The organism is Acinetobacter sp. HY1485, assembly GCF_027568475.1.
GTDB lineage: Bacteria > Pseudomonadota > Gammaproteobacteria > Pseudomonadales > Moraxellaceae > Acinetobacter.
Genome location: NZ_JANKZG010000003.1, coordinates 270,573 through 294,610 on the forward strand (window position 1 = coordinate 270,573; position 24,038 = coordinate 294,610).

Below are 24,038 nucleotides of genomic sequence, written 5' to 3' on the forward strand. Positions count from 1 at the left end.
CTTTGGTATGGATTTTTTTGAACCATGGACACAGTACAAACATGCGTGTGTGCGTCAACTTGCTTTTTGTATTGCAAGTCCTAATATTATAAATACAATGCCGAACGATGTATGCCGAGAACATCTGTTTGATTGGCATACCAGCACATTTTGGAAAGATCAATTTGAACGCTATCAAGTAAGGCTAGAATATTTAGATCAAGACCCGACTGAGCTGATTGAGTTTTTAAGTTCTCTTAAAAGTACCCGCTTAGGTTTGCGTTTTGAAATGTTGTTATGGTTTTGGCTAAAAGATGAAGATTATCACTGTTACCACGTATTAGGACACAGTCTTCAACAAATTGAGGGTGCAAGAACGTTAGGTGAGTTAGATTTTTTAATTTTAAATAAGCAAACAGAAGAAATTGAGCACTGGGAAGTTGCACTTAAATATTATTTGGCAGAAGCACAGGGTTGGTTTGGTCTAAACCGTAGTGATACTTTGTATAAAAAGTTACAACACTTTACGATGCGTCAATTTCAATTTTCACATACACAGCAACATATTATTCAAAAAAAATATGCTGTGATGAAAGGACAGCTTTACCTACCCTATCAACAAAAATTTGATATACCTGATTGGCTAAATACTTCTAGAAGAACAGGTTTTTGGGGAAACAAGCCTGTTGCGCATCTTTATCGTTTGCAACGCCAAGAATGGATTATTCCAAATGAAACCCAAAGTTCTGGTAATGCTTATTGGTGGACTGACGGGCTTTACTGCAATGCTGAACAAAACTTTTTTTATATGTTTCGATACAATTTGAATACATTTTAAACGGAAAAATTGAGTAATCTTGGTGGTGAGGTAAGAAAAAATAAATACTGGAGAATATTATGAAAAAAGTTGTTTTTGCTTCAATTGCTGTTGCACTTATTTTGACTGGCTGTAATACATTCCGAGGGATCGGTCAGGATGTATCAGGTGCAGGACATGCCGTATCTCATACAGCAGATAAAGCCCAACAAAAAATCTAAAATTAAAGCCCTATCAACACGATAGGGTTTTTTTTTGCTATATTGGTTGTTTTTTAACAGCCGATTTTTTTCATGTCTTCTGATACGCTCACATTAAGTTTAGATCTTTTACGTCGTCCTTCTGTTACCCCAGTTGATTATGATTGCCAAACGCTGATGGCAGAACGTTTAAAACAAGTCGATTTTAAAATTGAATCTATGCGTTTTGAAGATGTTGACAACTTATGGGCACGACGAGGTACGCAAGAGCCTGTGTTTTGTTTTGCAGGACATACCGATGTTGTACCCACAGGCAAATTAGAAGATTGGAATACAGAGCCATTTATTCCTGAAATTAAAGACGGTAAATTATACGGGCGTGGTAGTGCAGATATGAAAACGGCTCTTGCAGCCATGGTGGTTGCCACAGAGCGTTTTGTTAAAAAGCATCCTAATCATAAAGGTTCTATTGCTTACCTCATTACTTCGGATGAAGAAGGTCCTGCAAAAAATGGGACTGTTAAAGTCATTGAAACATTAGAAAATCGAAACGAGAAAATTAAATGGTGTCTAGTGGGTGAACCATCAAGTACAGATCGTTTGGGTGATATTGTTAAAAATGGACGACGTGGGTCTTTAAATGCCAAACTTACTGTACAAGGTAAGCAAGGGCATGTGGCTTATCCACATCTTGCCAAAAATCCAATTCATTTAGCGACTAAAGCAATTGATGAATTGTGTAATACGGTATGGGACGAAGGTAACGAGTACTTCCCTGCAACTTCTTTTCAGATCTCTAACATTCATGCAGGTACAGGTGCAACCAATGTTATTCCACATACTTTAGAAGTAACTTTTAATTTCCGTTACTGCACAGAAGTAACTGCAGATGAACTAAAGACACGTGTGTTGGAAATTTTAGATCGTCACGAATTACAATACGATATTGAGTGGAATCACTCAGGGCAGCCATTTATTACACCTGTAGGAGATTTGGTAAAAGCAACTCAAACTGCAATTAAATCAATATGTGGTTACGATACACAGCTTTCTACCAGTGGTGGTACATCCGATGGTCGTTTTATTGCTCCAACAGGCGCACAAGTGATTGAGCTAGGGGTATTAAATGCCACCATTCATCAAGTGAACGAGCATGTTAATGTGGACGAATTAGAACCTCTTGCAGAAATCTATGAACGAATTTTGGTTGAGCTACTCGCTTAACAAAAAGCCCCTCATTTGAGGGGCTTTTTTTAGCAGATACTATTATAAATTTTATCAAGTGCAGGTACTTGATAAACGTTATTCTGCAAACTGACATATTGATAAATATGTTCATCACTTGTTGGACGATCTTCATCAACCATTTCTGAGATACGTAAACGCATTGTCTCAGGCATTTCATCGCATAACAAAACAAAGCGTTGTTGTGCTGTTTCACCTTCAATAATTAAAGCAACTGCTTCTTTTAATTGAGGGTTATTTAACGGATATACAGGTAAATAAACATCATGCCATTTATAACTTTTTACACTTGTTTTGGATGTTTGTGCAGAAAGAACAATATTTTGAGGTAAAAGCATGGGGGCTTGCTCAAAACAAGGGACTTTGTACACATCAATAAATCCCGTTGATACAGAAATTAGATGTTGTAGCTCTTGCTGATCCATACTTTACTCTCCAATTAAACGTTGTACTTGATGTAACAACTCAGTTTCTTGGAACGGTTTACCCATGTAATGTGTTACACCAAGGTTAAAAGCACGTTCACGATGCTTTTCACCTGTACGAGATGTAATCATAATAATTGGTAAGTCTTTATGAACGGAATCGTGACGTAACTGATTAGTTACCTCAAAACCATCCATACGTGGCATTTCAATATCGAGTAACATTAAGTTTGGCTTGATATGTTCAATTTGTTCAATTGCATCAATACCATCTTTTGCTGTCACAACATCGTAGCCATGTCGTTCTAATAAACGAGAAGTTACCTTACGCACGGTTACAGAGTCATCGACAATCATTACCAATTGACGAGCACGTTCTTTGTGTGCCATATCTTTAACTGATGATAAATCACGTAATGTATTTTGAATACGTCGAGCGATATTTTGCCCGTCTAAAATAAGACAAACTTGACCATCACCTAAGATTGTTGCACCACCTAAGACGTCCATTTTTTCAAATTGTGCGCCCAATGGTTTTACAACAATCTCCGCACGCGAACCAACCAGTTGATCAATCAATAAGGCAACCGTTTGATTGTTGTAACCTTTAATTAATAACATTGGTACTGTATGTGCTGTGGTGAAGCGAGGTTTTGGAGTTTGTCCTAAAAATTCACCCGCATAACGTAATTTATATTTGTATCCATCAATACTAAAAAATTCATCTTTTGAATTAAAGTAATCTTCTAATACATCTGATGAAACACGTACAATACGCTCAATCTGAGTCAATGGAATAGCCAATTGTTGGTCTAAAATTTTAACCATTAATGCATCGTGAACTGCCACAGCAGTTGGGATACGGATACTAAATTGTGTTCCCTCACCTACGATCGACTCAATAGAAACGTGACCACCCAGTGCTTTAATATCACTTTGCACCACATCCAAGCCGACACCACGACCAGAAATCTGAGTAACTGATTCTGCTGTAGTTAAGCCCGAGTGGAAAATATATTGCAATACTTCTTCTGCTGATAAACGATGGTTTTCTGGAATTAAACCTAAAGATTGTGCTTTTTTCTCAATTTTAGCAACATCGATGCCTCGCCCATCATCTTGAATAGTCACAACAATGTCTGAACCTTGACGATAAACATCAAGCTCAATTTGACCAGTTGCTTGTTTCTTTTGCTGGCTACGTTCATCTGCCGACTCAATACCATGGTCAATTGCATTACGTATCATATGCTCAAGTGGTACAGCTAAGCGCTCAAGAATATTTCGGTCAAGTTCGGTATTACGATTAGTAACTTTAAGCTGTACAGGACGTTCTAGTGTTGATGCCGTTTGGCGTACTAGTCGTTCAAGACGGTTGATTACATTAGAAAATGGCACCAAACGCACGCTCATTAAGTTATCTTGAATTTCAGCTTGAATACGAGACTGTTGTAACAATAAAGATTCAGCATCACGTACTTTATCTGTAAGTGTTACCTTAAAGTCAATTAAATCCGATGCTGACTCGGCAAGCGATTTTGATAATTGATTTAATGATGAATATTGATCCATCTCTAATGGGTCAAAATCTGCATAGCGAGCATTTTCTACATCGTGTTTTGCAAGAATCTGTGTCTCAAGCTCACCTTCCATTCGGCGAAGCTGGTCTGACAAACGCTTAATTGCCAGCTCCATCTCACTCAGCGTATTGTTAAATTGGCTCATACCCATTTCAATACGTGAACGGTTAATTGAGTTCTCACCTGTTAGATTGACCATTTTTTCAATCAAACTAGATGAGATACGGATCATTTCATTATGCTGAACTTTCTGCTCTGAACTACCCCATTCGCCAAGCATAGATGGTGGTTCTGTACCATCGCCCTCTACAAATACAGGTACCGTAATATCTTCAACATCATCAATTTGTGCAGTACGATCAATATAATCGATTGCTTTTAATTGAGCTTGATATTGGTTCATATCAGAATAGTTTTCTGATTCTAAAGCCTGCTGTAACCAACTAAATGTACGAATAATTAAATTATCATGCGCATTTGTTGTTAGCTGATGAAGTGCAAAATTCTCAAACGTATCTTCAAGCGCTTGTGTGATTTCAATAAATGGTTGTATTTCTACCATACGAGCACCACCTTTAAAGGTATGTGCATGGCGTTGTAATTGTAGCAATAAGCTACGACTACTACGATCGTCTTGCCATTTTTTGAAAGTTTGTTTTAATGCTTCTACTAACTCGTATGCTTCTTCAATAAAGCTATCATGTACAACATCAGAAACAGTCGGTTGTGGCTTTTCAATTACTAGCGTTGATGTTTGCTTTAATAAATCATTTAAAACAGCAAGTGTTTCTGTTGCATCAAAATCGATATTAGAATGACGAATAATATCAATACGTTCTGCTAATTGATCTTGAACAAGCCGCAACGTTGCGAGTAAGTCTTTAGTCGCTTGTAACTGTTGATTGATAAGCTTTTCATAAATACTTTCAAGTACATGCGCCACTGAACCAATATGACTGGCTTGAATCATATTTGCACCACCTTTTAAGGTATGCAAATAACGCATTAATTGTTTAAGTGCTTGAATATTATTTGTATCAAGTTGATAAGTTGTCAAATCTGTATCAATTTGAGATAGAAGTTCTTCTGCCTCATCCAAAAAGATATCCGTAAGCTCTTTATCTTTAAGCGTAATGCCTTGTTCAATTTTCGCTTTATCTAACTGCATGCGTTGTGATGCATTAGACTGTGGCATAACAGGTGGTGAAATATGCTGTTTAAGTGCAAATACAATATCTTGTGCACGTTGTGGAATAGCAGCTGTTTGTCCTGTAGCTAACAAATCAAAGTAATGAATTAATGCAAGATGTGCTTGATGAAAGAGTTCTTGTGTATCTGCGGTATCAAAGAAGATAGGGTCTTTTTTCAAAACCAAATAACTATCTTTTAAAGCACAAATAAAACGATGTAAATCTTGTAGATTATCCTGCGTATGAACCCTTAATAGTTCACAATCATGAACTAATTGATCCAAATATTCATTTGGATTTTTTCTAAATTCCTGAACAAAGTCCTGTTCAGCATCTAGTAAATGATCAATGTTTAGCGCAACTAATTCACATACAGCACCATTCATTGATTTGTTATCTTCAAATACCTGAATTTTTGTATATTGTTGCCAAACACGTTCAAACTCAAGACTTGCTTGGTCTAATACAGCCTGATTTGATTGCTGTAAACCAGATAAATAAAGGCTTAAACAAGTTGTAAATTGCGTAAGTAAATCAAATTCAGCAGTTGTAAGATGTGCTTCTTGTTGCAAATGAGATTTTAATGCACATTCCACTTGTGAACTTGCATGAAATACCGTATCAATTTGTGCCATGCCAGAACTACCTTTTAAGGTATGTAATGCACGGATTAAATTATCAGTTTGCTTCGCACTTGGTGCTTTTTCGGTTAAAAAATCTTGTATATAAGTCACATATTCTGTGGCTTCTTCTAAATAGATTTCTAAAGTTTCTGCAGATACTTGCGGTAAAATTGGCTTTGAAGATGATTTATCCTCAAGTAACTCAGCCACTTCTGGCTGTAATGTTTGACTCTTAAGTTGTTCACCCAACACTAAAAAGGGACGTACATCTATTGTCATTTCTTTTTGCTGTTCAAAACATGGGTATAACTGACTTTCAAAAACCTGAAAAATAGTCCACGCAAATTGCTGAATATTTTTATCAAGCGGAATTGATCCAGAGATCACACGGTTTAATGTATCTTCAACACTCCATGCTAACTCACCTGCTTGATTTGCCCCCACCATACGCCCAGAACCTTTTAGCGTATGAAAATGGCGACGAATATCCTTAAGATAACTTTGATTGTTAGTGTCTTTTTTCCACTGAGGTAAAAGTACATTTAGTTCATCAAATATATCTTTGAGCTCCTCTACAAAAATTTCGAGGATTTCAGCATCTTGCTGTAAATAACTGTCTTCAGGCAAGGAAGTTGTGGTCACTAATTTCTGTAGTATATTGTTCATCGCTCAAACTTCTTCTGTTTAGCTTAAGGCTACCCAAATGGGTAGCCCATGCGACTATTCTGGTAACTTAAAGTCAGTTACAGATTCACGTAGCGACTCAGCCATATTTGCAAGCTCAGATACAGAACGTGCGGTATCAAATGTTGCACTTGTTGTTTGTGATGTAATGTCCTGAACAACATTCATGGTATTTGCAATATGTCCAGCTGATGCAGACTGAAGCTGCGCTGCTCCAGAAATATTTTCCATCAACTGTGCAAGTGATTGAGATACCGTTTGAATTTCGTCAAGTGCCACACCAGCATCTTTTGCAAGGTTTGCACCACGTACAACCTCAGATGTTGTATGTTCCATCGAGATTACGGCTTCATTTGTATCTGCCTGAATGGTTTTAACAAGGTTCTCAATCTGTTTTGTTGCTGATGCTGAACGTTCTGCAAGACGTTGTACCTCATCGGCAACCACAGCAAAACCACGACCTGCCTCACCTGCCATCGATGCTTGAATTGCAGCGTTTAAGGCAAGAATGTTTGTTTGATCGGCAATATCGTTAATTAACGAGACAATGTTACCAATCTCTTGAGAAGACTCACCCAAACGTTTAATACGTTTAGAAGTTTCCTGAATCTGTTCACGAATTGTATCCATACCTTGCATTGAACGGTTTACAACTTCAGCACCATTTGCTGCAATACCTACCGAACGTTGTGCTACTTCAGAAGATTCACGCGCATTTGTCGATACTTCATCAATTGACAATGCCATTTCATTCATTGCTGTTGATGCACCTGCAATCTCTTGCGCCTGATGTTCAGTCGCTTCTGCAAGTTGGTTAGTAATCATTTGCGTATTTTGTGAGTACAAAGCGACTTCTTGAGAAGTTTGGTTAATTCGCGATACCAAATCACGTAATTGGTCGATTGCAAAGTTAATCGAATCGGCAATTGCCCCTGTAAAATCCTCAGATACTGTTGCATAACTACGTAAGTCACCATCTGCCAAGTCTGCAATCTCATCGAGGAGACGTAAAATCGCGCCTTGGTTACGGTCATACTCTTCTTGTAGATTTTGCATACGTTGTTGGTCAATATCGTTACGTAAACTAAGAATTTTATATGCACACAACAAGAAGATGATGAAAGCTAAAATTAAGATAAACGCAGGAACAATTACCGTATAAGATGTAATGACAACACGGTTTAATTCATTTAATAATTTATCAGATTGCGTAAAGATTTGTGCAGATGCTTTTTGAATTGCTGCAACCTTTGCCGAGTTATCAAATACAACTGCTGCACCTGACTTAATTACTCGATCATATTCTGCTTTCATTTCTACAAGTTGAGCACGTAATTCTGGATCAGTGATACGATCTACACCAAGATCTGTACTACCATCAAGCTGTGCATTTAAATAACTTGAAAATGTTTCTGTATCTTCTTTAAAGTCATTTGCTGAATCTTCAACCACTTTTGATGCAGATAAGATAGAATCAATTGAACGTAAGATACGTTCTGCCAATACAACTTGGTTTTTAGCCACAATGATTTGACTTGTAGGCGCATGTTTACGCTCCATTTTGTCTACCATTTCATTGTATTGTGCCTGCATCCCAGGAATTACTTGTGAGATTGCGACATTAGTTGCATAAAGCTTTGTTAAAATCTTTTCGTTTGCTGTAATGGTATCAATATTTTCTGATATGTCTGACCATTCTTTTTGAATAGCAATAAATTCTTCTTTATGTCTAGCCAGCTTTAATCGTCTTACATTTTCAAAGTTTTTAACAAAGTTTACTTGGTCTTCTTTTAATTTTTTAATTGCATCATCAGAACCTGATGCTGTAGCACTGTTTGCATGACGCGAGGTAGTTTGAGAAAGTAACTTAAGTGTATCCAAACTTACTGCAATATTTTTATTTCGTGGTACGGTATAAAATAATGTTAGAAGCAAAACAAACGCAATAAAAGCACTGATAATGCCAGTGAAAATATACGGCTTAGCTTGTTCAGCACTTCCAAAACTTTGGCTTAAATTTGCCATCATTTTGTTTATCTTTTTCATAAAACCATTTTTTGAGGAATGGTTTTGCCCCGTATCTTTCTTATCAAAAACTTTAAAGCCCATTCGGCTTCCCCCTAGCATCGCAATTTGCGATATACAAGATTTACTTTATAGCCGCATTCATATATTCAGTATCATTTAACATTTTACTGAATAAAAACACATTCCAATGTCGTTGGTGTTGGTTAAAATAACCTTGACAGTACTTTTGTAAGTTACTTTCCAAACTTTCGTTACTAGAAAAGAAACTTTTTTTGTTAAAGTGCTGAATACCTAAAACCTGATCGACAGCCAAACCTACATAATGATCTTGATGACTCACACACAATACTTTTTGTGTATCTTTACTACTTTGACCAGAAAAATATGCGGGTAAATCAGTAATTGTGAGTAATCTACCACGTACATTGGCTAACCCTTTTAGCCAAGATTTACTATTTGGTACTGGCGTAAAGGTAGGATAATAGATAACCTCTGACACTTCCCCCAAAGGCGCAACAAAATACTGTCCCAGCATCTCAAAGGCAATACCTGACCATCTTGCCACCTCTTGGCTAGAAGAGGTATTTTTCGTCCCTCTTTTTGCTAACCGAAGTAGCTCGATAAAACCATTTGCTGCCATAGTGATTTATCCTACATGCATGTGTTGCTCAATAACGCTCATTAAGTTATCTTCTGCAACAGGCTTGGTTAGATAGTCACGAGCACCTTGACGCTTACCCCAAACACGATCTGTTGCTTGGTCTTTAGTACTCACAATAATAATTGGAATATGTTTAGTTGTTTCATTGCGAGAAATTTGACGTGTTGCCTGAAAGCCATTTACACCTGGCATTACAACATCCATCAAAATAAGATCTGGTAATTCTGCTTGAGCAAGCGTTACCCCATCAGCACCATTTGTTGCTTCTAAAACTTCATGACCATGTTTAGTCAAAATTTCTTTAAAACGGAATGTTTCTGTTGGTGAATCATCAACAATTAAAATACGTGACATTTCTTTTCCTCAAAAGACACGTTTAAGCAACGTGCATGCGAATGGCTGCAACCAATTCGTCTTTACTAAATGGTTTTGTTAAATATTCGTCTGATCCAACAATACGACCTTTCGCACGATCAAATAAACCATCTTTACTTGATAACATGATAATTGGTACGCCTTGATATTGCTGTGAATTTTTAATCAAAGCACAAGTTTGGTATCCATCTAAACGTGGCATCATGATATCGATAAAAATAATATCAGGGTTCGTTTCAGCTATTTTGGAAAGTGCTTCAAAACCATCTACCGCTGTTACAACGTCATATCCTTCACGTTGTAATAATGTTTCTGCTGTGCGGCGAATTGTTTTTGAATCATCAATGACCATCACCTTGAGACTATTTGTGTTATCTTCTTGCATTTAATGATCCTTTCCACTCATTAGTTAAAAATTCGTGCAAATATTAAACATCGGATTGTACGATATTTCAATAAACACTTACTATAACATAACCATACAAAACATAGATGAATTGCAGACATTTTCACCACAGATTATGCATACTTATTACACACTTTTGCGAATTTTATAATTAACACTTGTCATCTGTTTAATTCATTTGATAATAGTAAGAAAATTTCTTTTGAGACTCTAATGTTATTTGAAACTGCTTTTTCTAAGAAAAATCGTTTTAAAAAAGTTTTGGGGACTACTTTTGCTTTAACTTTCTCCCATTTCCTCTTTCTAAACACAGCACATGCAACATGGTATCGCTATTATGATAATCGGGGTATTGCAAATATTAGTACGACTGTCAGTCCTGAGCATATTCGTCGTGGATATGAAACTTTAGACTCACGTATGCAAGTCATACGCAAAGCACAACCTTTTGAAAGTGAACAATTTGCAAAATTAGAAGCACAACGTGAACAAGCTTATAAACAACGCAACAATGATATTCGTCTAAAAAGTGCGTATTCTAATAGTCACTTAGCAGAAATTAAAAAGCGAGAAATGCTCACAGCAATTCAGCAGCAAATTAACTTTCAAAAAAAGCAGTTAAACTTGATTTATAAAGATCAACTTATATTGAAGCAGCAAGAGCAGGCCGCAACTTTAAGTGGTAAAGCAATTCCAAGTACACTTAAAAATGCGTTACAGACAAATGCTAACCAAATTGAGCGTACACAAAATAGTATTTTAATCAGTCAAACGAGCTATCAACGTACAGAACAACAATACGATGCGATTATTGCGCGATTAAAAGTGTTAGAAACCCAAAATTGACATAAATTATCGTATAATTTTTTCCTTAAAATTTTGTATTAGGACAACTTTCATGCGCGCGAGTCGCTTTTTATTTGCAACGTTAAGAGAAACACCAAACGATGCAGAAGTTATTTCGCATCAGCTTATGCTCAGAGCTGGAATGATTCGTAAATTGGCATCAGGTTTATATACATGGTTGCCAATGGGTAAGCGTGTTTTGAACAAAGTAGAAGCGATCATTAAAGAAGAAATGAACCGCTCTGGATCACTTGAAGTATTTATGCCTGTAACACAGCCTGCTTCGCTTTGGGAAGAGTCAGGCCGTTACATGCAATATGGTCCTGAACTTGCTCGCTTGAAAGATCGTCATCAAAATGAATTTGTCTTAGGTCCTACACACGAAGAAGTAATTACTGACCTTGCACGTAATGAGCTAAAAAGTTACAAACAACTTCCAATTAATTTTTATCAAGTACAGACTAAATTCCGTGATGAAATTCGCCCACGTTTTGGGGTAATGCGTTCACGCGAGTTTATTATGAAGGATGGTTATTCATTTCATATTGATCAGGCTTCTTTACAAGAAACTTACGATAATATGTATCAAACCTACTGCCGTATTTTTTCGCGCTTAGGATTAGATTTTCGTCCTGTACAAGCAGATACAGGTTCAATTGGTGGTTCAGGCTCGCATGAATTTCATGTACTTGCGTCTAGTGGTGAAGATGATATTGTGTTCTCAACTGGTTCAGACTATGCAGCCAATGTAGAAAAAGCAGAAGCCGTTTTAGTGGGTGAGCGTCAGGCACCAACGCAAACTTTAGAACTTATTGAAACACCAAATCAAAAAACAATTGCAGATGTCTGCACCTTTTTAAATACAGCACCCCAAACATCGGTTAAAGCACTGCTCGTACAAGGTGCAACCAAAGAACAACCTATCGTTGCGTTATTTTTACGTGGCGATCATGAATTAAATGAAATCAAAGCCGAAAAACACTCTCTCGTTGCTTCGCCACTAACCTTTGCTACACAAGAGCAATTAGATACTTACGGTTTAAATGCAGGTTTTATTGGACCACAAGGACTAGTTGAAAAAAATATCCCTGTCATTGTTGATCGTGCAGCTTCTGTTTTATCTGATTTTGTCGCAGGTGCTAACCAAGCAAACTACCATGCCAAAGGTGTTAACTGGGAACGTGATGCTCAGCTTACAGATATATTCGATTTACGTAATGTGGTTGAAGGCGATCCATCACCAGATGGTCAAGGTACGCTTCAAATTAAACGTGGTATTGAAGTTGGTCATATTTTTCAATTAGGTCAAAAATACTCAGAAGCACTCAACTGTACTGTATTGGGTGAAGATGGTAAGCCAACTGTTGTGACGATGGGCTGTTACGGTATTGGCGTAACACGTGTTGTGGCATCTGCCATTGAACAGAACTTTGATGAAAAAGGAATTATTTGGCCAGCTGCAATTGCACCATTTGAAGTTGCGATTGTACCAATGAATGCACATAAATCACCTCGTACTGTAGAAGCAGCCGAAGCGCTTTATCAAGAATTACAATCTCTCGGTTACGATGTCTTATTAGATGACCGTAACGAACGCCCAGGAGTTAAATTCTCAGATTTAGAATTAACAGGTATTCCTCACCGTATTGTGATTGGTGAAAAAGGACTTGATGCAGGTACGTTTGAATATAAAGGGCGCCGTGACGAGGCATCACAAAATGTAAGCAAAGATGATTTACTTACCTTAATTAAAGGTTAAATCAAAAATCCCGCAAATATGCGGGATTTTTTTATGCTTTAGGAAGCGTCACACCTGTTTGACCTTGGTACTTACCACCACGGTCTTTATATGAAGTTTCGCAAACTTCATCGCTTTCAAAAAATAGCATTTGCGCAACGCCTTCGCCTGCATAAATACGAGCAGGTAAATTAGTGGTGTTTGAAAACTCCAATGTAACGTGACCTTCCCACTCTGGTTCAAGTGGTGTTACGTTCACAATAATCCCGCAACGTGCATAAGTCGATTTACCTAAACACACAGTTAAGACATTACGCGGAATGCGGAAATACTCAACCGTACGCGCCAAAGCAAAAGAATTGGGTGGAATAATACAAACGTCTGACTCAACATTAATAAAACTTCTGTCGTCAAAGTTTTTCGGATCAACAATAGCAGAGTGTACGTTAGTAAAAACCTTAAACTCAGGTGCACAACGCACGTCATAACCGTAGCTAGAAACACCATAAGAAATGAGTTTTTCACCCTGTTCATTAAAACGAACTTGATTCGCAGCGTACGGTTCAATCATACCGTGTTGTTCGCTCATTTCACGAATCCAACGATCAGACTTAATTGCCATTTATCTATTCCAAAACGCATATTACAACGTACTTTAACCGAATTTAGATGCCAAGAAAACAAGAACAATTTTATTTTTAAAAAGAGTGTAGAAAAACTACAAAATCATCGTTTATGATGTGACACAAATAATAATGGTATGGATACTAAGAAAAGTAGATGAAACGATGTTATACGATTATTGCACTATTTATAGGAACAACGTTACACGCTGCCCCTTTACCTTCAATAGAATCTCAGTTGATTGTGCCTATTTTACCTATTGTGGGAACAACCAATCAAAAAGAGCCTCAACCTTTAGATAAAGCACATCTTAATTTAAACCATACCATTTTACTTGCTGTACAACGTCACCCTTCTATCACGCAAGCAGTGGCACAAATTTCACAACAACAAGCTAATATTCGGGCAGCACAAGCAGGATATTTACCTGCACTTACAGGTACCATTCAAATTGGTGACTTAACTTCATCGCAACGTGGTCGTCAGGTTTACAGTTTAAAAGCATCTCAATTACTTTACGATTTTGGTAAAGTTAAAACCAATGTGGATATACAACAAGCTAAAACTATATTAGAACAAGCAAATGCACTGATTAGCATAGATGATATTGCACAGACGACTAGCCGTACGGTTCTTGCTATTCAACACTATCAACATTTAGTCGATATTGCCCAAGAACAACTCAATGGCATGCAACACTTATATGAAATTGCCGAACTGCGTGCCAATGCAGGTATCAGTAGTCGTGCTGATCCTGTACAAGCCCAAAGCTATGTCGATTATGCAAAATCGTATCTTATTACACAACAAAGTAATTTAAGGCAAAATCAACAACGGCTCAATGTGCTATTAGGTTTTGATGTAAGTCATACACAATTTGAGGTTTCTGATCGGCTGTTAGAATACTCAGGTTTTTATGATGATGTTCCGCTCAATGAGGTACCTAAACTCGTTTCTGCCAAAGCAGAAATGGATGTGGCAACGGCGCAAAAACAACAGGCAAAAACAGGCGCTTACCCTACCCTTGCCTTAACAGGTACATTTAATCAGGCAATCAATGGACGTAACCCTGATACTGCAGAAAAAAATGGACATGATACTGCTGTGTACTTAACCTTAAATACAAATTTGTATCAAGGCGGTGCCATTAAAGCACAAATACAAGCTGCAAATTTTGCTGAACAAGCAGCCCAAGCAAAACTCAGCACCAATTATCTTGAACTGATTGAAACCACACGTAATGCACATGAAGTTATTGACCATACACAACAACAAATTTGGGTTTTAGTTGATAAACAAAAAGTGACTGCCAAAACGCGTGAACTGTATGAAGATCAGTACAAACTTGGGCATAGAACTATTTTAGACTTACTCAGTGCAGAACAATCTTATCATAGCGCTCGTGCAGAAAAGGAACAAGCTCTATACAACATCTATGACACGCTTGCGCAATACATTGCAACAACAGGCAAAACACGTACCGTTTACGATTTAAATAATAAAAATATTCAAGGACTCAATCTATGAATACCAATCAATGGTTACATAGCATTTTAACCATCGCACGGCATTACCGCATTAATACATCAGAAGAACAACTTAAATTGCACTTGGCGTGGGGAAAAATTACCAAACAATCTGAATTAATTGATTTACTCTGTACTCAAATGGGGCTAAAGCATCAAATACAAAATACACCCTTTACAGCATGGCAATTACCTTTAATTACAGAACTCAATGATGGGCAAATTTTAGTCGTTGAATCTATGGATCAACAACAACGTGTTTCTGTTCATTTAAGTCAAGACCAAGGACTGTATCAAACACTTTCTTTAGAAGAACTTTATAAAAATACTAAAGCAATTCATATTTTTCGTCCCGAATCAGCCGTAAGCGATGTGCGGGTTGATGAGTATATTAAACCTTATCAAAAAAGCTGGTTTTGGCATATTGTACTTGCAGATTGGAAACGCTATGCCGATATTATGTTGGCATCTTTGCTGACTAATTTACTTGCACTTGCCACAATTTTATTTTCAATGAATGTGTATGATCGGGTTATTCCTGCACAGTCTATTCCAACCCTGTGGGTACTCACAGGCGGTGTTCTATTAGCGGCAATTTTTGAACTTGTACTACGGATGTCACGTACTTATTTATCAGATTTAATTGGAAAACGTGCTGATCTTAAAATTTCTGATCGTGTATTTGGGCATGCTCTACGTATTAAAAATAATGAACGTCCAAAATCGACAGGTACTTTTATTTCTCAAATTAGAGAGCTTGAAAGCATACGCGAAATGGTCACTTCAACCACTGTAGGCGCATTGGCAGATTTACCTTTCTTTTTATTATTTTTAGGTGTGCTATGGTTTATTGGTCATCATATTTTTTGGGTCGTGGTTGCTGTTGTGCCCTTTATGATTATTCCTGCGCTTTTATCACAAAAAAAACTTGCTCAACTTGCCAACGAAGGCATACGCGAAAGCTCTATACGCAATGCAATGTTAGTTGAAACCGTACAAAATATTGAAGATATTAAACTGTTACGTGCCGAATCTCGGTTTCAAAACCAATGGAACCACATAAATGCTGTATCTGCCGATATTAGTATGCAACAACGTAAGATTGGTAGTTTTCTAAATTCTTGGACATATAAATTACAAAACCTCACCTATGTACTGGTTATTTTAGTAGGGAGTTTTGCGGTTATGCAGGCAGAAATGAGTACAGGTACTTTGGTGGCATGCTCTATTTTAGCCTCACGCATGCTTGCACCTATTTCACAAATTACAGCCATTTTGGGTAAATGGCAAAATGCTAAAGTAGCGAAGCGTGGCTTAGATGAATTAATGAAGAAGCCTGTTGACCACCCAGAAGCATCTCGACTCATTCATAAACCTGCAATTTTTGGGAGTTATGTTCTTGACCATTTAACTTTTAAATATGATACCGAACAAACAACACCCACATTAGCCATTCAGCAACTCCGTATCCAAGCAGGTGAGAAAATTGCAATTTTAGGACGTAACGGTGCAGGCAAATCGGCACTTTTACAAATTTTGTCAGGTATGCAATTTGCCACAGAAGGCAAAATTACACTTGATCACACAGACTTAAGTTTACTCAACCCCGATGATATTCGGCGTGATGTGGGGCTTTTAAATCAAAGCGCGCAACTTTTTTATGGCACTATCCGTGAAAACCTTACATTAGGTGCCCCTTTAGCCACTGACGAAGACATTGTCATAGCACTCAGCATGGTCAATGCCGTGAGTATTGTTGAGAGTAAAAAAGAAGGTTTAGACCATTTGGTGCTTGAAGGTGGTATTGGCTTTTCGGGTGGGCAAAAGCAAGCTTTGCTCTTGGCACGCCTTATTCTTAAAAATCCAAAAATTGTATTATTAGATGAACCTACCGCTGCTATAGATGATGTTTCAGAAAAACTTATTATTGATCAGTTAAAACCTTGGTTGGCTTCACGTACCTTAATTGTGACCACACATAAACAAGCTGTATTGCAATGGGTTGACCGAGTTTTGGTGATGCAAGATGGTCAAGTGGTTAAGGATGTTCCACAAAAAGAATTATTTGCAACGGCGGCTTAATCATGACAAAACTTCCTAAAGCAAGCTTTTTAATTTGGATTATTGCCTTTTTTATTCTGTTGTTTGTCATTTGGGCAAGCATCTTTAAACTCGAAGAAGTCTCTACAGGTACAGGAAAGGTGATACCGTCTGCAAAAGAACAAACCATTCAATCTTTAGATGGTGGTGTGGTTACACAATTACCTGTTAAAGAAGGTGATATTGTTAAAAAAGGACAAATTGTTGCACAAATAGATCCAATTCGTTTTGAAGCGCAAGTAGGCGAAAGCCAATCTAAACTTACTGCTATTCAAGCCAAAGCCTCACGCTTACAAGCAGAAGTAAACGGTACTCGTCTTCATTTTTCTCAGTCTATTCCCGCTAACACTATTCAAGAAGAAACGGCTCTTTATCATTCACGCCAAAATGACTTAAATCAGAGTCTTCGCGGACTCTCTCAAGCATCACAGCTAGTAAAAAGTGAGCTTGCCATGACTGCTCCTTTGGTAGAAAAAGGAGCAGCATCTGAAGTTGAGGTACTTAGATTAAAAAAAGAAATTAACAATTTACAAAATCAAATGAACGATAAACGTAATGAATACTACGTAAAAGCGCGTGAGGAACTTTCTCAAGCAAATTCAGATATTCACACGCTTAAACAAACCATTCAAGGACGAGATGATGCTGTGAAACGGGCAGTTTTTCGTGCACCAATGCCAAGTATTGTGAAAGAACTTACCACCACAATGGGAGGTGTAATTCCGCAAAATGGTAAGTTGATGACCCTTGTGCCTTTAGATGACCAACTTTTAATTGAAACTCGCATATCACCTAAAGATATTGCATTTATTCACCCTAACCAAGAAACTACCGTAAAACTCACCGCTTACGATTATTCAATTTACGGCGGGCTTAAAGGTAAAGTAAGTACTATTTCACCTGACACCATCCGAGATGATGTCAAGCAAGACCAATACTATTACCGTGTTTACATTAAAACGAACCAAGACCATCTAACCACTAAAGATGGAAAACAGTTTCCAATTACACCGGGTATGGTGGCAACTGTTGAAATTAAAACAGGACAAAAAACAATTATGCAATACCTCATTAAACCGCTTAATAAAGCGCAAGAGGCATTACGAGAGCGTTAAAAAAGAGGGCAAATGCCCTCTTTTCATCAATAGACCAATTGTTGATGTTGTAATAAATCATCTAACGTAGTGGTTACATTTTTTAAGGTTAACAACTCTGTAGATTGATGATTACCATCACGGTCAATACTTAGCACAGTATCTTTAGACCCATCTAAATTTTTAACCGTATTCACTTCAATATACTGATCAATATGATCAGCGGTTACTTTATGGTTAAACAATGCTGAAACATCAATATGATCGGTTGCAGAGAAGTTTGTCCACGTATCATGTCCGTTACCACCTTGAGCATCGTCATTGAGTGCCTTAAAGATAAATGTGCCGTCATCAAGTGTTACAGTGTCATCGTATGCCGTACTCACTGCATTTCCCTGTGTACCATAAATTTGTGGTGCTAAATCTAACTTAATTTCTGCACTAGAAGTATGCCCATTAATATCTGTGATGGTGTATGAAAAATTCTCTTTATGATCAATTATATTTAAGTCTGTACCTGCCTTTAACTCGTATGTATAACTGCCATCGCCTGCTACTGTGAGTGTTCCATAATCACCTGCAATACTCGTACTGTTGCCATCTTGATATAAGATAGTAGACGCTTTGTGATCTGCATTGAAAACCTGAATAGTGCTAAAACTTGAACCAATCACATCTGAATACTCAAATAAACTTCCTTTTACCTGCTCAGCCGAACTCACAAAATGATCTAGCTCAATGATTTCACGGCTAATAGATGCTTGTACTGCCCCACCTACACTAAGAAGTCCACCTTTAGAAGATGCTGCAACGGTATAAGTTCCCTCAGGTAGTCCTGTTACTGTCACTTGGTTACCATTCGTTAAAATTCCAACTGCATCTAACACATTATGTGAAGCAGTTGTTGCCACTAATTTACCTGCTGCATCATAAACGTTTACGTGTGTACCACCACCAAGCGAAAGCGCTTGGGCAGATTTAAAGGTTACGGTTACATTTTCCATTGTACCTGCTGCAACCGTAAACGCTGTACTACCAGATGTTTTACCAAGGGTTAGACCCAATAGTCCAACACTCCAACTATACGAAATATCTTGTGCACTTGCCATTTTGATTGCTTGATGGGCATCTACGTCAACTTGAATATGATCTGTATTTGCCTGAGATAAAACTGTACCACTATGAATATGGATATTTAGGTCTGCCGTACTGCCATTACTCAAAGTATATTTAAATGTTTCAACTTGGTCTAAACCTGCTACATTATTATTAAGCACATAGCTATAGTGACCATCTGAAGTAATATTTAAAACACCATATTTACCTTGGATTTGAGTTGATGATTGAATTTCAATATTATCTACTGTGGCTATTTCTGTAGAAAGCTGCCCTTGAGCTGTTCCCGTAACATATCCCACCTTGCTTAAATCAGTATCCGTCACCACTGCATTTAACGAATAAGTTGTAATAACACCTAAATCAAGTAATGCACTATGATCTAACGAAATTTGATAGTCTCCTTGTTCTAAACCATCAACATGAATAACTGAATTTTGATTGCTTAAAATATCAACATTAAATAAAGAAGATTGATCCTGACTGTTTATATAGGAGCCCCATGTACCTGTTTGTGGATCGTATTTTTTAACAACTATATGATAATGATTAAAAAAACCTGCATTGAGTAACCCTGAACTTACTGCAAAATCAATAGCTACATCTGCTTGATGTGCAGGCTCAACTCTTACATTCACAGTAGGTTCACGTCCTACTGCAACACCTAAAACCTCTGCAATGAGTGTTCCATGATCTTCAGTTGAGTATTGAGAACTTATACCTGTAATTTTTGCATCTAAATCGGTATGTTTAGATTTTGCTTGAATTACAGGTACATTATTAATAATTGTATTATTAATCTGAATATTCGTAATATTAATAATGGTATTTTGTACTGGTGGTTGTATTGGCTCTAAAGGGCTATATTCAGGAATAACATCTGAGTTAGTCGTTTCTACATGATTACCATACACATCGTTCATATCTTATTATCCATGCTCGTGGCTTGTATTATTTAATTTACCTTTTGGCATGGTTAGAATATCGTTGTATGATAAAAATACAATTACAAAAAACAAAAACTAATTTTCAGCATAAAAATTAATCTTAATAATTTGATTTTTATAAAAAAATAAAATGTAACATGATATAAAAAAAAGAAAAACCAAGACCGAAGTCTTGGTTCTTTTATGTAATTTTAATAAACAATCTGTTGATGCTGTAATAAATCATCTAACGTTGTATCAGTATTTCTTAACGTCAATAATTCACTAGACTGATAATCATTATTTACGCCATCACGATCGACGCTAATGACAGTATCTTTAGAACCATCACTATTGGTTACTGTGTTAGTACTTAAATACTGCCCAATATTATCAGTGGTTAACGCTTCTGTAGGATTAAGTAATGCAGAGACATCTACTTTGTCACCTGAGCTAAAATCAGTCCAAGTATCTTGCCCATTTCCACCCTGTGCATCTTGGCTAAGTACTTTATAGATTAATGTATTTTGCCCTTCGCCTAATGTAAATGTGTCGTTATAAGCTGTACTGGTTGCAACATCATCTCCAACACTGCCTTTAATGGTTGGTTGTAAATTAATAGTTAAATCGGCAGTCGAACTATGTCCATCTAAATCTTTAAGCGTATAACTAAATTTTTCTTGATGGGTGACATTAGTTATGTCTACACCAGCGTTTAGATTATACGTATAGGTACCATTAGATGACAAAGTTAACGTACCGTAATCGCCTTGAAGACTAATCGTATTACCTGACACATTATTGCCTGTACTGTCATGGATATCACCATCTTGATAAAGCGTATAACCATTCACCTGTAATGTGCTATACGATGTTCCTAATGTATCTGCTACATTGTTGGCACTTGTACCATCAAGAATATTACCTGTTACAGCACCTGAACTTAAATCAAAATGGTCTAAATCTATAACTTCACGGCTTACAGTTGCTGTAACTGATCCGCCTACACTTAAAAGTCCACCTTGTGAGCTTGCTGTTACTGTATAGTCACCTGCAGGTAAACCTGAAACCACAACAGAATTTCCATTGGTTAAAATACCAATTGCATCTAAAGTACTAGTAGAATCTGTTGTGGCAACCACTTTGCCTTCAGAATTTGTGACTTCTACCTTAGTGCTACCACCAATAGAAAGTGCCTGACCAGAAGAAAAACTCACCGTTACATTTTCAGTTGTGCCCGATGCAACTGTAAAACTAGATGTGCCTGAGGTTGTACCTGCTACTTGTCCAAGTAAGCCTAATGTCCATGAATAAGAAATATCCGAAGCTGTTGCTGTACTGGTGGCGTTTGTCGCATCTATTGCTAAATCTGCAGTATCTGTAACAGCATTAGAATGTGCTGTAGCATCTCCACCAATTTGTATATTTAAGTTTGCAACGGACGTAGTTTTACCATTAGAAATACGATAACTAAACGTTTCGGTTTGTCCAATTCCTGAGCTATTTGTTAAGTTATAACTATATGTGCCATCTGATGCTATTGTCAGATCTCCATATTTTCCTTGTAAAGTCACAGCTGAGCTATCAACTGTAATCGCTGTACCATCTGCATTCGTTACTTCATTTACGACTGTTTGATTATCAACTGTATCTTTTCCATCTGTTTCATCATTATCTGTGATTACATTTCCTGCTTTTTGCCCTGTTATTTCATTGACTTTAGTGTGATCAATATCTGTAACATTTGCATTAAGTGTATAAGTCGTCGCTAGACTTAAAGAAAGTAGCGAACTACTTTGAATAGCAACTTGATAACTGCCCGCTTCCAAATCTTTAATTGTAATTACAGAAGATTGACTATCTATAATATTTAAACTAATTAATGATGAATTATCTTTGCTCGATTGGACAGTTGTCCATGTATTTGAGGATGCATCGTATTTTTGTACTACTACATTATAATTATCAAAAAAACTTGCACTCAATAAGCCTGAACTTACGGAAAAATCAACCGAAATATCTGCTGTATGTTCAGTATCTACATTTAAATTTATAATCGGTGTTTTACCTACATTTATACCCAGTACTTGAGCAACTAATGTCCCTTGATCTGATTGTGTATAAGTAGACGTTGTGCCCTCAATTGTAGCGTTTAAATCAACTGTATTCTCTTTTGCTAGAATTTTAACATCCGTTACCGTATAGCTCTGTTGCGTTGGACTAGAAATATTACCTGCTATATCTGTTGCCGTTGCACTTACATTGCCTGAGGTTTGTGGGGTGCTAGATGTCGTTGAGTAAGACCCATCTGTGCCTACAGTTGCCGTTGAGGTTGTGCCATCAGGATACGTTACCTTAACCGTACTATTGGGTTCAGCTTGACCACTGACAGTAATTGTCCCATCGTCGTTACCTTTGATTGCAGTATCACTTGGTGCTGTTGGTGCAGTGGTATCGGTATAACTTTGCTGTGTGGCACTAGAGGTATTGCCTGCTACATCTGTTGCCGTTGCACTCACATTACCCGAGGTTTGTGGGGTGCTAGATGTCGTTGAGTAAGTCCCATCTGTGCCTGCGGTTGCCGTTGATGTTGTGCCATCAGGGTAAGTCACTTTAACTATACTATTTGGTTCAGCTTGACCACTGACAGTGATTGTTCCGTTGTCGTTACCTTTGATTGCAGTATCACTTGGTGCTGTTGGTGCAGTGGTATCGGTATAACTTTGCTGTGTGGCACTAGAGGTATTGCCTGCTGTATCGGTTGCCGTTGCACTCACATTACCCGAGGTTTGTGGGGTGCTAGATGTCGTTGAGTAAGTCCCATCTGTGCCTGCGGTTGCCGTTGAGGTTGTACCATCAGGGTAAGTCACTTTAACTGTACTATTTGGCTCTGCTTGACCACTGACAGTAATTGTCCCGTCGTCGTTACCTTTGATTGCAGTGTCACTTGGTGCTGTTGGTGCAGTGGTATCGGTATAACTTTGCTGTGTGGCACTAGAGGTATTACCTGCTGTATCGGTTGCCGTTGCACTCACATTGCCCGAAGTTTGTGGGGTGCTAGATGCCGTTGAGTAAGTCCCATCTGTGCCTACATTTGCCGTTGAGGTTGTGCCATCAGGATACGTTACCTTAACCGTACTATTGGGTTCAGCTTGACCACTGACAGTAATTGTCCCATCGTCGTTACCTTTGATTGCAGTATCACTTGGTGCTGTTGGTGCAGTGGTATCGGTATAACTTTGCTGTGTGGCACTAGAGGTATTGCCTGCTACATCTGTTGCCGTTGCACTCACATTACCCGAGGTTTGTGGGGTGCTAGATGTCGTTGAGTAAGTCCCATCTGTGCCTGCGGTTGCCGTTGATGTTGTGCCATCAGGGTAAGTCACTTTAACTATACTATTTGGTTCAGCTTGACCACTGACAGTGATTGTTCCGTTGTCGTTACCTTTGATTGCAGTATCACTTGGTGCTGTTGGTGCAGTGGTATCGGTATAACTTTGCTGTGTGGCACTAGAGGTATTGCCTGCTGTATCGGTTGCCGTTGCACTCACATTACCCGAGGTTTGTGGGGTGCTAGATGTCGTTGAGTAAGTCCCATCTGTGCCTGCGGTTGCCGTTGAGGTTGTACCATCAGGGTAAGTCACTTTAACTGTACTATTTGGCTCTGCTTGACCACTGACAGTAATTGTCCCGTCGTCGTTACCTTTGATTGCAGTGTCACTTGGTGCTGTTGGTGCAGTGGTATCGGTATAACTTTGCTGTGTGGCACTAGAGGTATTACCTGCTGTATCGGTTGCCGTTGCACTCACATTGCCCGAAGTTTGTGGGGTGCTAGATGCCGTTGAGTAAGTCCCA

Annotated in this window: 17 protein-coding genes; 8 read left to right on the plus strand and 9 right to left on the minus strand. The window is 37.9% G+C overall.

Going from position 1 to position 24,038, the window contains the following annotated elements:
* The first annotated feature begins 7 nt into the window (after positions 1-7).
* The 3 genes from PCI70_RS05200 (at position 8) to dapE (ending at position 2,220) form a co-directional block, all read left to right on the plus strand.
* Positions 8-817: a DUF1853 family protein gene (locus tag PCI70_RS05200; RefSeq protein WP_269914275.1), complete on the plus strand. Its 810-nt coding sequence runs from the start codon at positions 8-10 to the stop codon at positions 815-817.
* A gap of 59 nt (positions 818-876) precedes the next feature.
* Positions 877-1,017 (plus strand): entericidin A/B family lipoprotein, encoded by a 141-nt coding sequence (locus tag PCI70_RS05205; RefSeq protein WP_269914276.1) that lies wholly within the window; start codon positions 877-879, stop codon positions 1,015-1,017.
* Positions 1,018-1,089: 72 nt separating this feature from the next.
* A complete protein-coding gene (gene dapE / locus PCI70_RS05210) occupies positions 1,090-2,220 on the plus strand; it encodes a succinyl-diaminopimelate desuccinylase (protein WP_269914277.1) in 1,131 nt (376 codons plus the stop codon).
* Positions 2,221-2,249: 29 nt separating this feature from the next.
* Here dapE and PCI70_RS05215 read toward each other — a convergent pair whose 3' ends face one another.
* Genes PCI70_RS05215 through pilG form a run of 6 tightly spaced genes read right to left on the minus strand, consistent with a single transcriptional unit; the run spans position 2,250 to position 10,192 of the window.
* The gene (locus PCI70_RS05215; protein WP_269914278.1) at positions 2,250-2,666 is read right to left on the minus strand and encodes a hypothetical protein; all 417 of its coding nucleotides are present in this window, start codon (positions 2,664-2,666) and stop codon (positions 2,250-2,252) included.
* Positions 2,667-2,669: 3 nt separating this feature from the next.
* Positions 2,670-6,725: an Hpt domain-containing protein gene (locus tag PCI70_RS05220; RefSeq protein WP_269914279.1), complete on the minus strand. Its 4,056-nt coding sequence runs from the start codon at positions 6,723-6,725 to the stop codon at positions 2,670-2,672.
* A gap of 54 nt (positions 6,726-6,779) precedes the next feature.
* Entirely contained in the window at positions 6,780-8,852 is a 2,073-nt protein-coding gene (locus PCI70_RS05225) for a methyl-accepting chemotaxis protein (RefSeq protein ID WP_269914280.1), read from the minus strand.
* 40 nt (positions 8,853-8,892) lie between these two features.
* On the minus strand, positions 8,893-9,411 hold the full coding sequence (locus PCI70_RS05230) for a chemotaxis protein CheW (protein WP_269914281.1): 519 nt from the start codon (positions 9,409-9,411) through the stop codon (positions 8,893-8,895).
* Between the two features lie 6 nt (positions 9,412-9,417).
* Positions 9,418-9,786, minus strand: coding sequence for a response regulator (locus tag PCI70_RS05235; RefSeq protein WP_269914282.1), 369 nt, complete (start codon positions 9,784-9,786; stop codon positions 9,418-9,420).
* Between the two features lie 22 nt (positions 9,787-9,808).
* The gene (gene pilG / locus PCI70_RS05240; protein WP_269914283.1) at positions 9,809-10,192 is read right to left on the minus strand and encodes a twitching motility response regulator PilG; all 384 of its coding nucleotides are present in this window, start codon (positions 10,190-10,192) and stop codon (positions 9,809-9,811) included.
* A gap of 234 nt (positions 10,193-10,426) precedes the next feature.
* Between pilG and PCI70_RS05245 the strand changes: the two genes are divergently transcribed.
* Together PCI70_RS05245 and PCI70_RS05250 are read left to right on the plus strand one after the other, a co-directional pair.
* A complete protein-coding gene (locus tag PCI70_RS05245; RefSeq protein ID WP_269914284.1) occupies positions 10,427-11,059 on the plus strand; it encodes a hypothetical protein in 633 nt (210 codons plus the stop codon).
* A gap of 52 nt (positions 11,060-11,111) precedes the next feature.
* Positions 11,112-12,818 (plus strand): proline--tRNA ligase, encoded by a 1,707-nt coding sequence (locus PCI70_RS05250; protein WP_269914285.1) that lies wholly within the window; start codon positions 11,112-11,114, stop codon positions 12,816-12,818.
* Positions 12,819-12,849: 31 nt separating this feature from the next.
* On the opposite strand, the gene dcd is transcribed toward PCI70_RS05250, so the two are convergent.
* Positions 12,850-13,419: a dCTP deaminase gene (dcd, locus tag PCI70_RS05255; RefSeq protein ID WP_269914286.1), complete on the minus strand. Its 570-nt coding sequence runs from the start codon at positions 13,417-13,419 to the stop codon at positions 12,850-12,852.
* Between the two features lie 158 nt (positions 13,420-13,577).
* Between dcd and PCI70_RS05260 the strand changes: the two genes are divergently transcribed.
* Genes PCI70_RS05260 through PCI70_RS05270 form a run of 3 tightly spaced genes read left to right on the plus strand, consistent with a single transcriptional unit; the run spans position 13,578 to position 18,162 of the window.
* A complete protein-coding gene (locus tag PCI70_RS05260) occupies positions 13,578-14,948 on the plus strand; it encodes a TolC family protein (RefSeq protein WP_269914287.1) in 1,371 nt (456 codons plus the stop codon).
* Positions 14,945-17,029, plus strand: a complete 2,085-nt coding sequence (locus PCI70_RS05265; RefSeq protein WP_269914288.1) for a type I secretion system permease/ATPase — start codon at positions 14,945-14,947, stop codon at positions 17,027-17,029. The genes PCI70_RS05260 and PCI70_RS05265 overlap by 4 nt, the downstream gene beginning before the upstream one ends.
* Positions 17,030-17,031: 2 nt before the next feature.
* The gene (locus tag PCI70_RS05270; RefSeq protein ID WP_269914289.1) at positions 17,032-18,162 is read left to right on the plus strand and encodes an HlyD family efflux transporter periplasmic adaptor subunit; all 1,131 of its coding nucleotides are present in this window, start codon (positions 17,032-17,034) and stop codon (positions 18,160-18,162) included.
* Positions 18,163-18,188: 26 nt separating this feature from the next.
* On the opposite strand, the gene PCI70_RS05275 is transcribed toward PCI70_RS05270, so the two are convergent.
* Complete coding sequence (locus tag PCI70_RS05275; protein WP_269914290.1) at positions 18,189-20,180, minus strand: BapA/Bap/LapF family large adhesin; 1,992 nt, start codon at positions 20,178-20,180, stop codon at positions 18,189-18,191.
* A gap of 215 nt (positions 20,181-20,395) precedes the next feature.
* Positions 20,396-24,038, minus strand: a 3,643-nt coding sequence (locus PCI70_RS05280; protein ID WP_269914291.1) for a beta strand repeat-containing protein, incomplete at its 5' end; no start/stop codon positions are given.

Coding starts and splice junctions, on each gene's coding strand:
- pilG (WP_269914283.1), bottom strand. CDS start 10,192: ATGCAAGAAGATAACACAAATAGTCTCAAGGTGATGGTCATTGATGAT.
- PCI70_RS05215 (WP_269914278.1), bottom strand. CDS start 2,666: ATGGATCAGCAAGAGCTACAACATCTAATTTCTGTATCAACGGGATTT.
- dapE (WP_269914277.1), top strand. CDS start 1,090: ATGTCTTCTGATACGCTCACATTAAGTTTAGATCTTTTACGTCGTCCT.
- dcd (WP_269914286.1), bottom strand. CDS start 13,419: ATGGCAATTAAGTCTGATCGTTGGATTCGTGAAATGAGCGAACAACAC.
- PCI70_RS05220 (WP_269914279.1), bottom strand. CDS start 6,725: ATGAACAATATACTACAGAAATTAGTGACCACAACTTCCTTGCCTGAA.
- PCI70_RS05205 (WP_269914276.1), top strand. CDS start 877: ATGAAAAAAGTTGTTTTTGCTTCAATTGCTGTTGCACTTATTTTGACT.
- PCI70_RS05200 (WP_269914275.1), top strand. CDS start 8: ATGGATTTTTTTGAACCATGGACACAGTACAAACATGCGTGTGTGCGT.
- PCI70_RS05235 (WP_269914282.1), bottom strand. CDS start 9,786: ATGTCACGTATTTTAATTGTTGATGATTCACCAACAGAAACATTCCGT.
- PCI70_RS05260 (WP_269914287.1), top strand. CDS start 13,578: ATGAAACGATGTTATACGATTATTGCACTATTTATAGGAACAACGTTA.
- PCI70_RS05265 (WP_269914288.1), top strand. CDS start 14,945: ATGAATACCAATCAATGGTTACATAGCATTTTAACCATCGCACGGCAT.
- PCI70_RS05225 (WP_269914280.1), bottom strand. CDS start 8,852: ATGGGCTTTAAAGTTTTTGATAAGAAAGATACGGGGCAAAACCATTCC.
- PCI70_RS05275 (WP_269914290.1), bottom strand. CDS start 20,180: ATGAACGATGTGTATGGTAATCATGTAGAAACGACTAACTCAGATGTT.
- PCI70_RS05230 (WP_269914281.1), bottom strand. CDS start 9,411: ATGGCAGCAAATGGTTTTATCGAGCTACTTCGGTTAGCAAAAAGAGGG.
- PCI70_RS05250 (WP_269914285.1), top strand. CDS start 11,112: ATGCGCGCGAGTCGCTTTTTATTTGCAACGTTAAGAGAAACACCAAAC.
- PCI70_RS05245 (WP_269914284.1), top strand. CDS start 10,427: ATGTTATTTGAAACTGCTTTTTCTAAGAAAAATCGTTTTAAAAAAGTT.
- PCI70_RS05270 (WP_269914289.1), top strand. CDS start 17,032: ATGACAAAACTTCCTAAAGCAAGCTTTTTAATTTGGATTATTGCCTTT.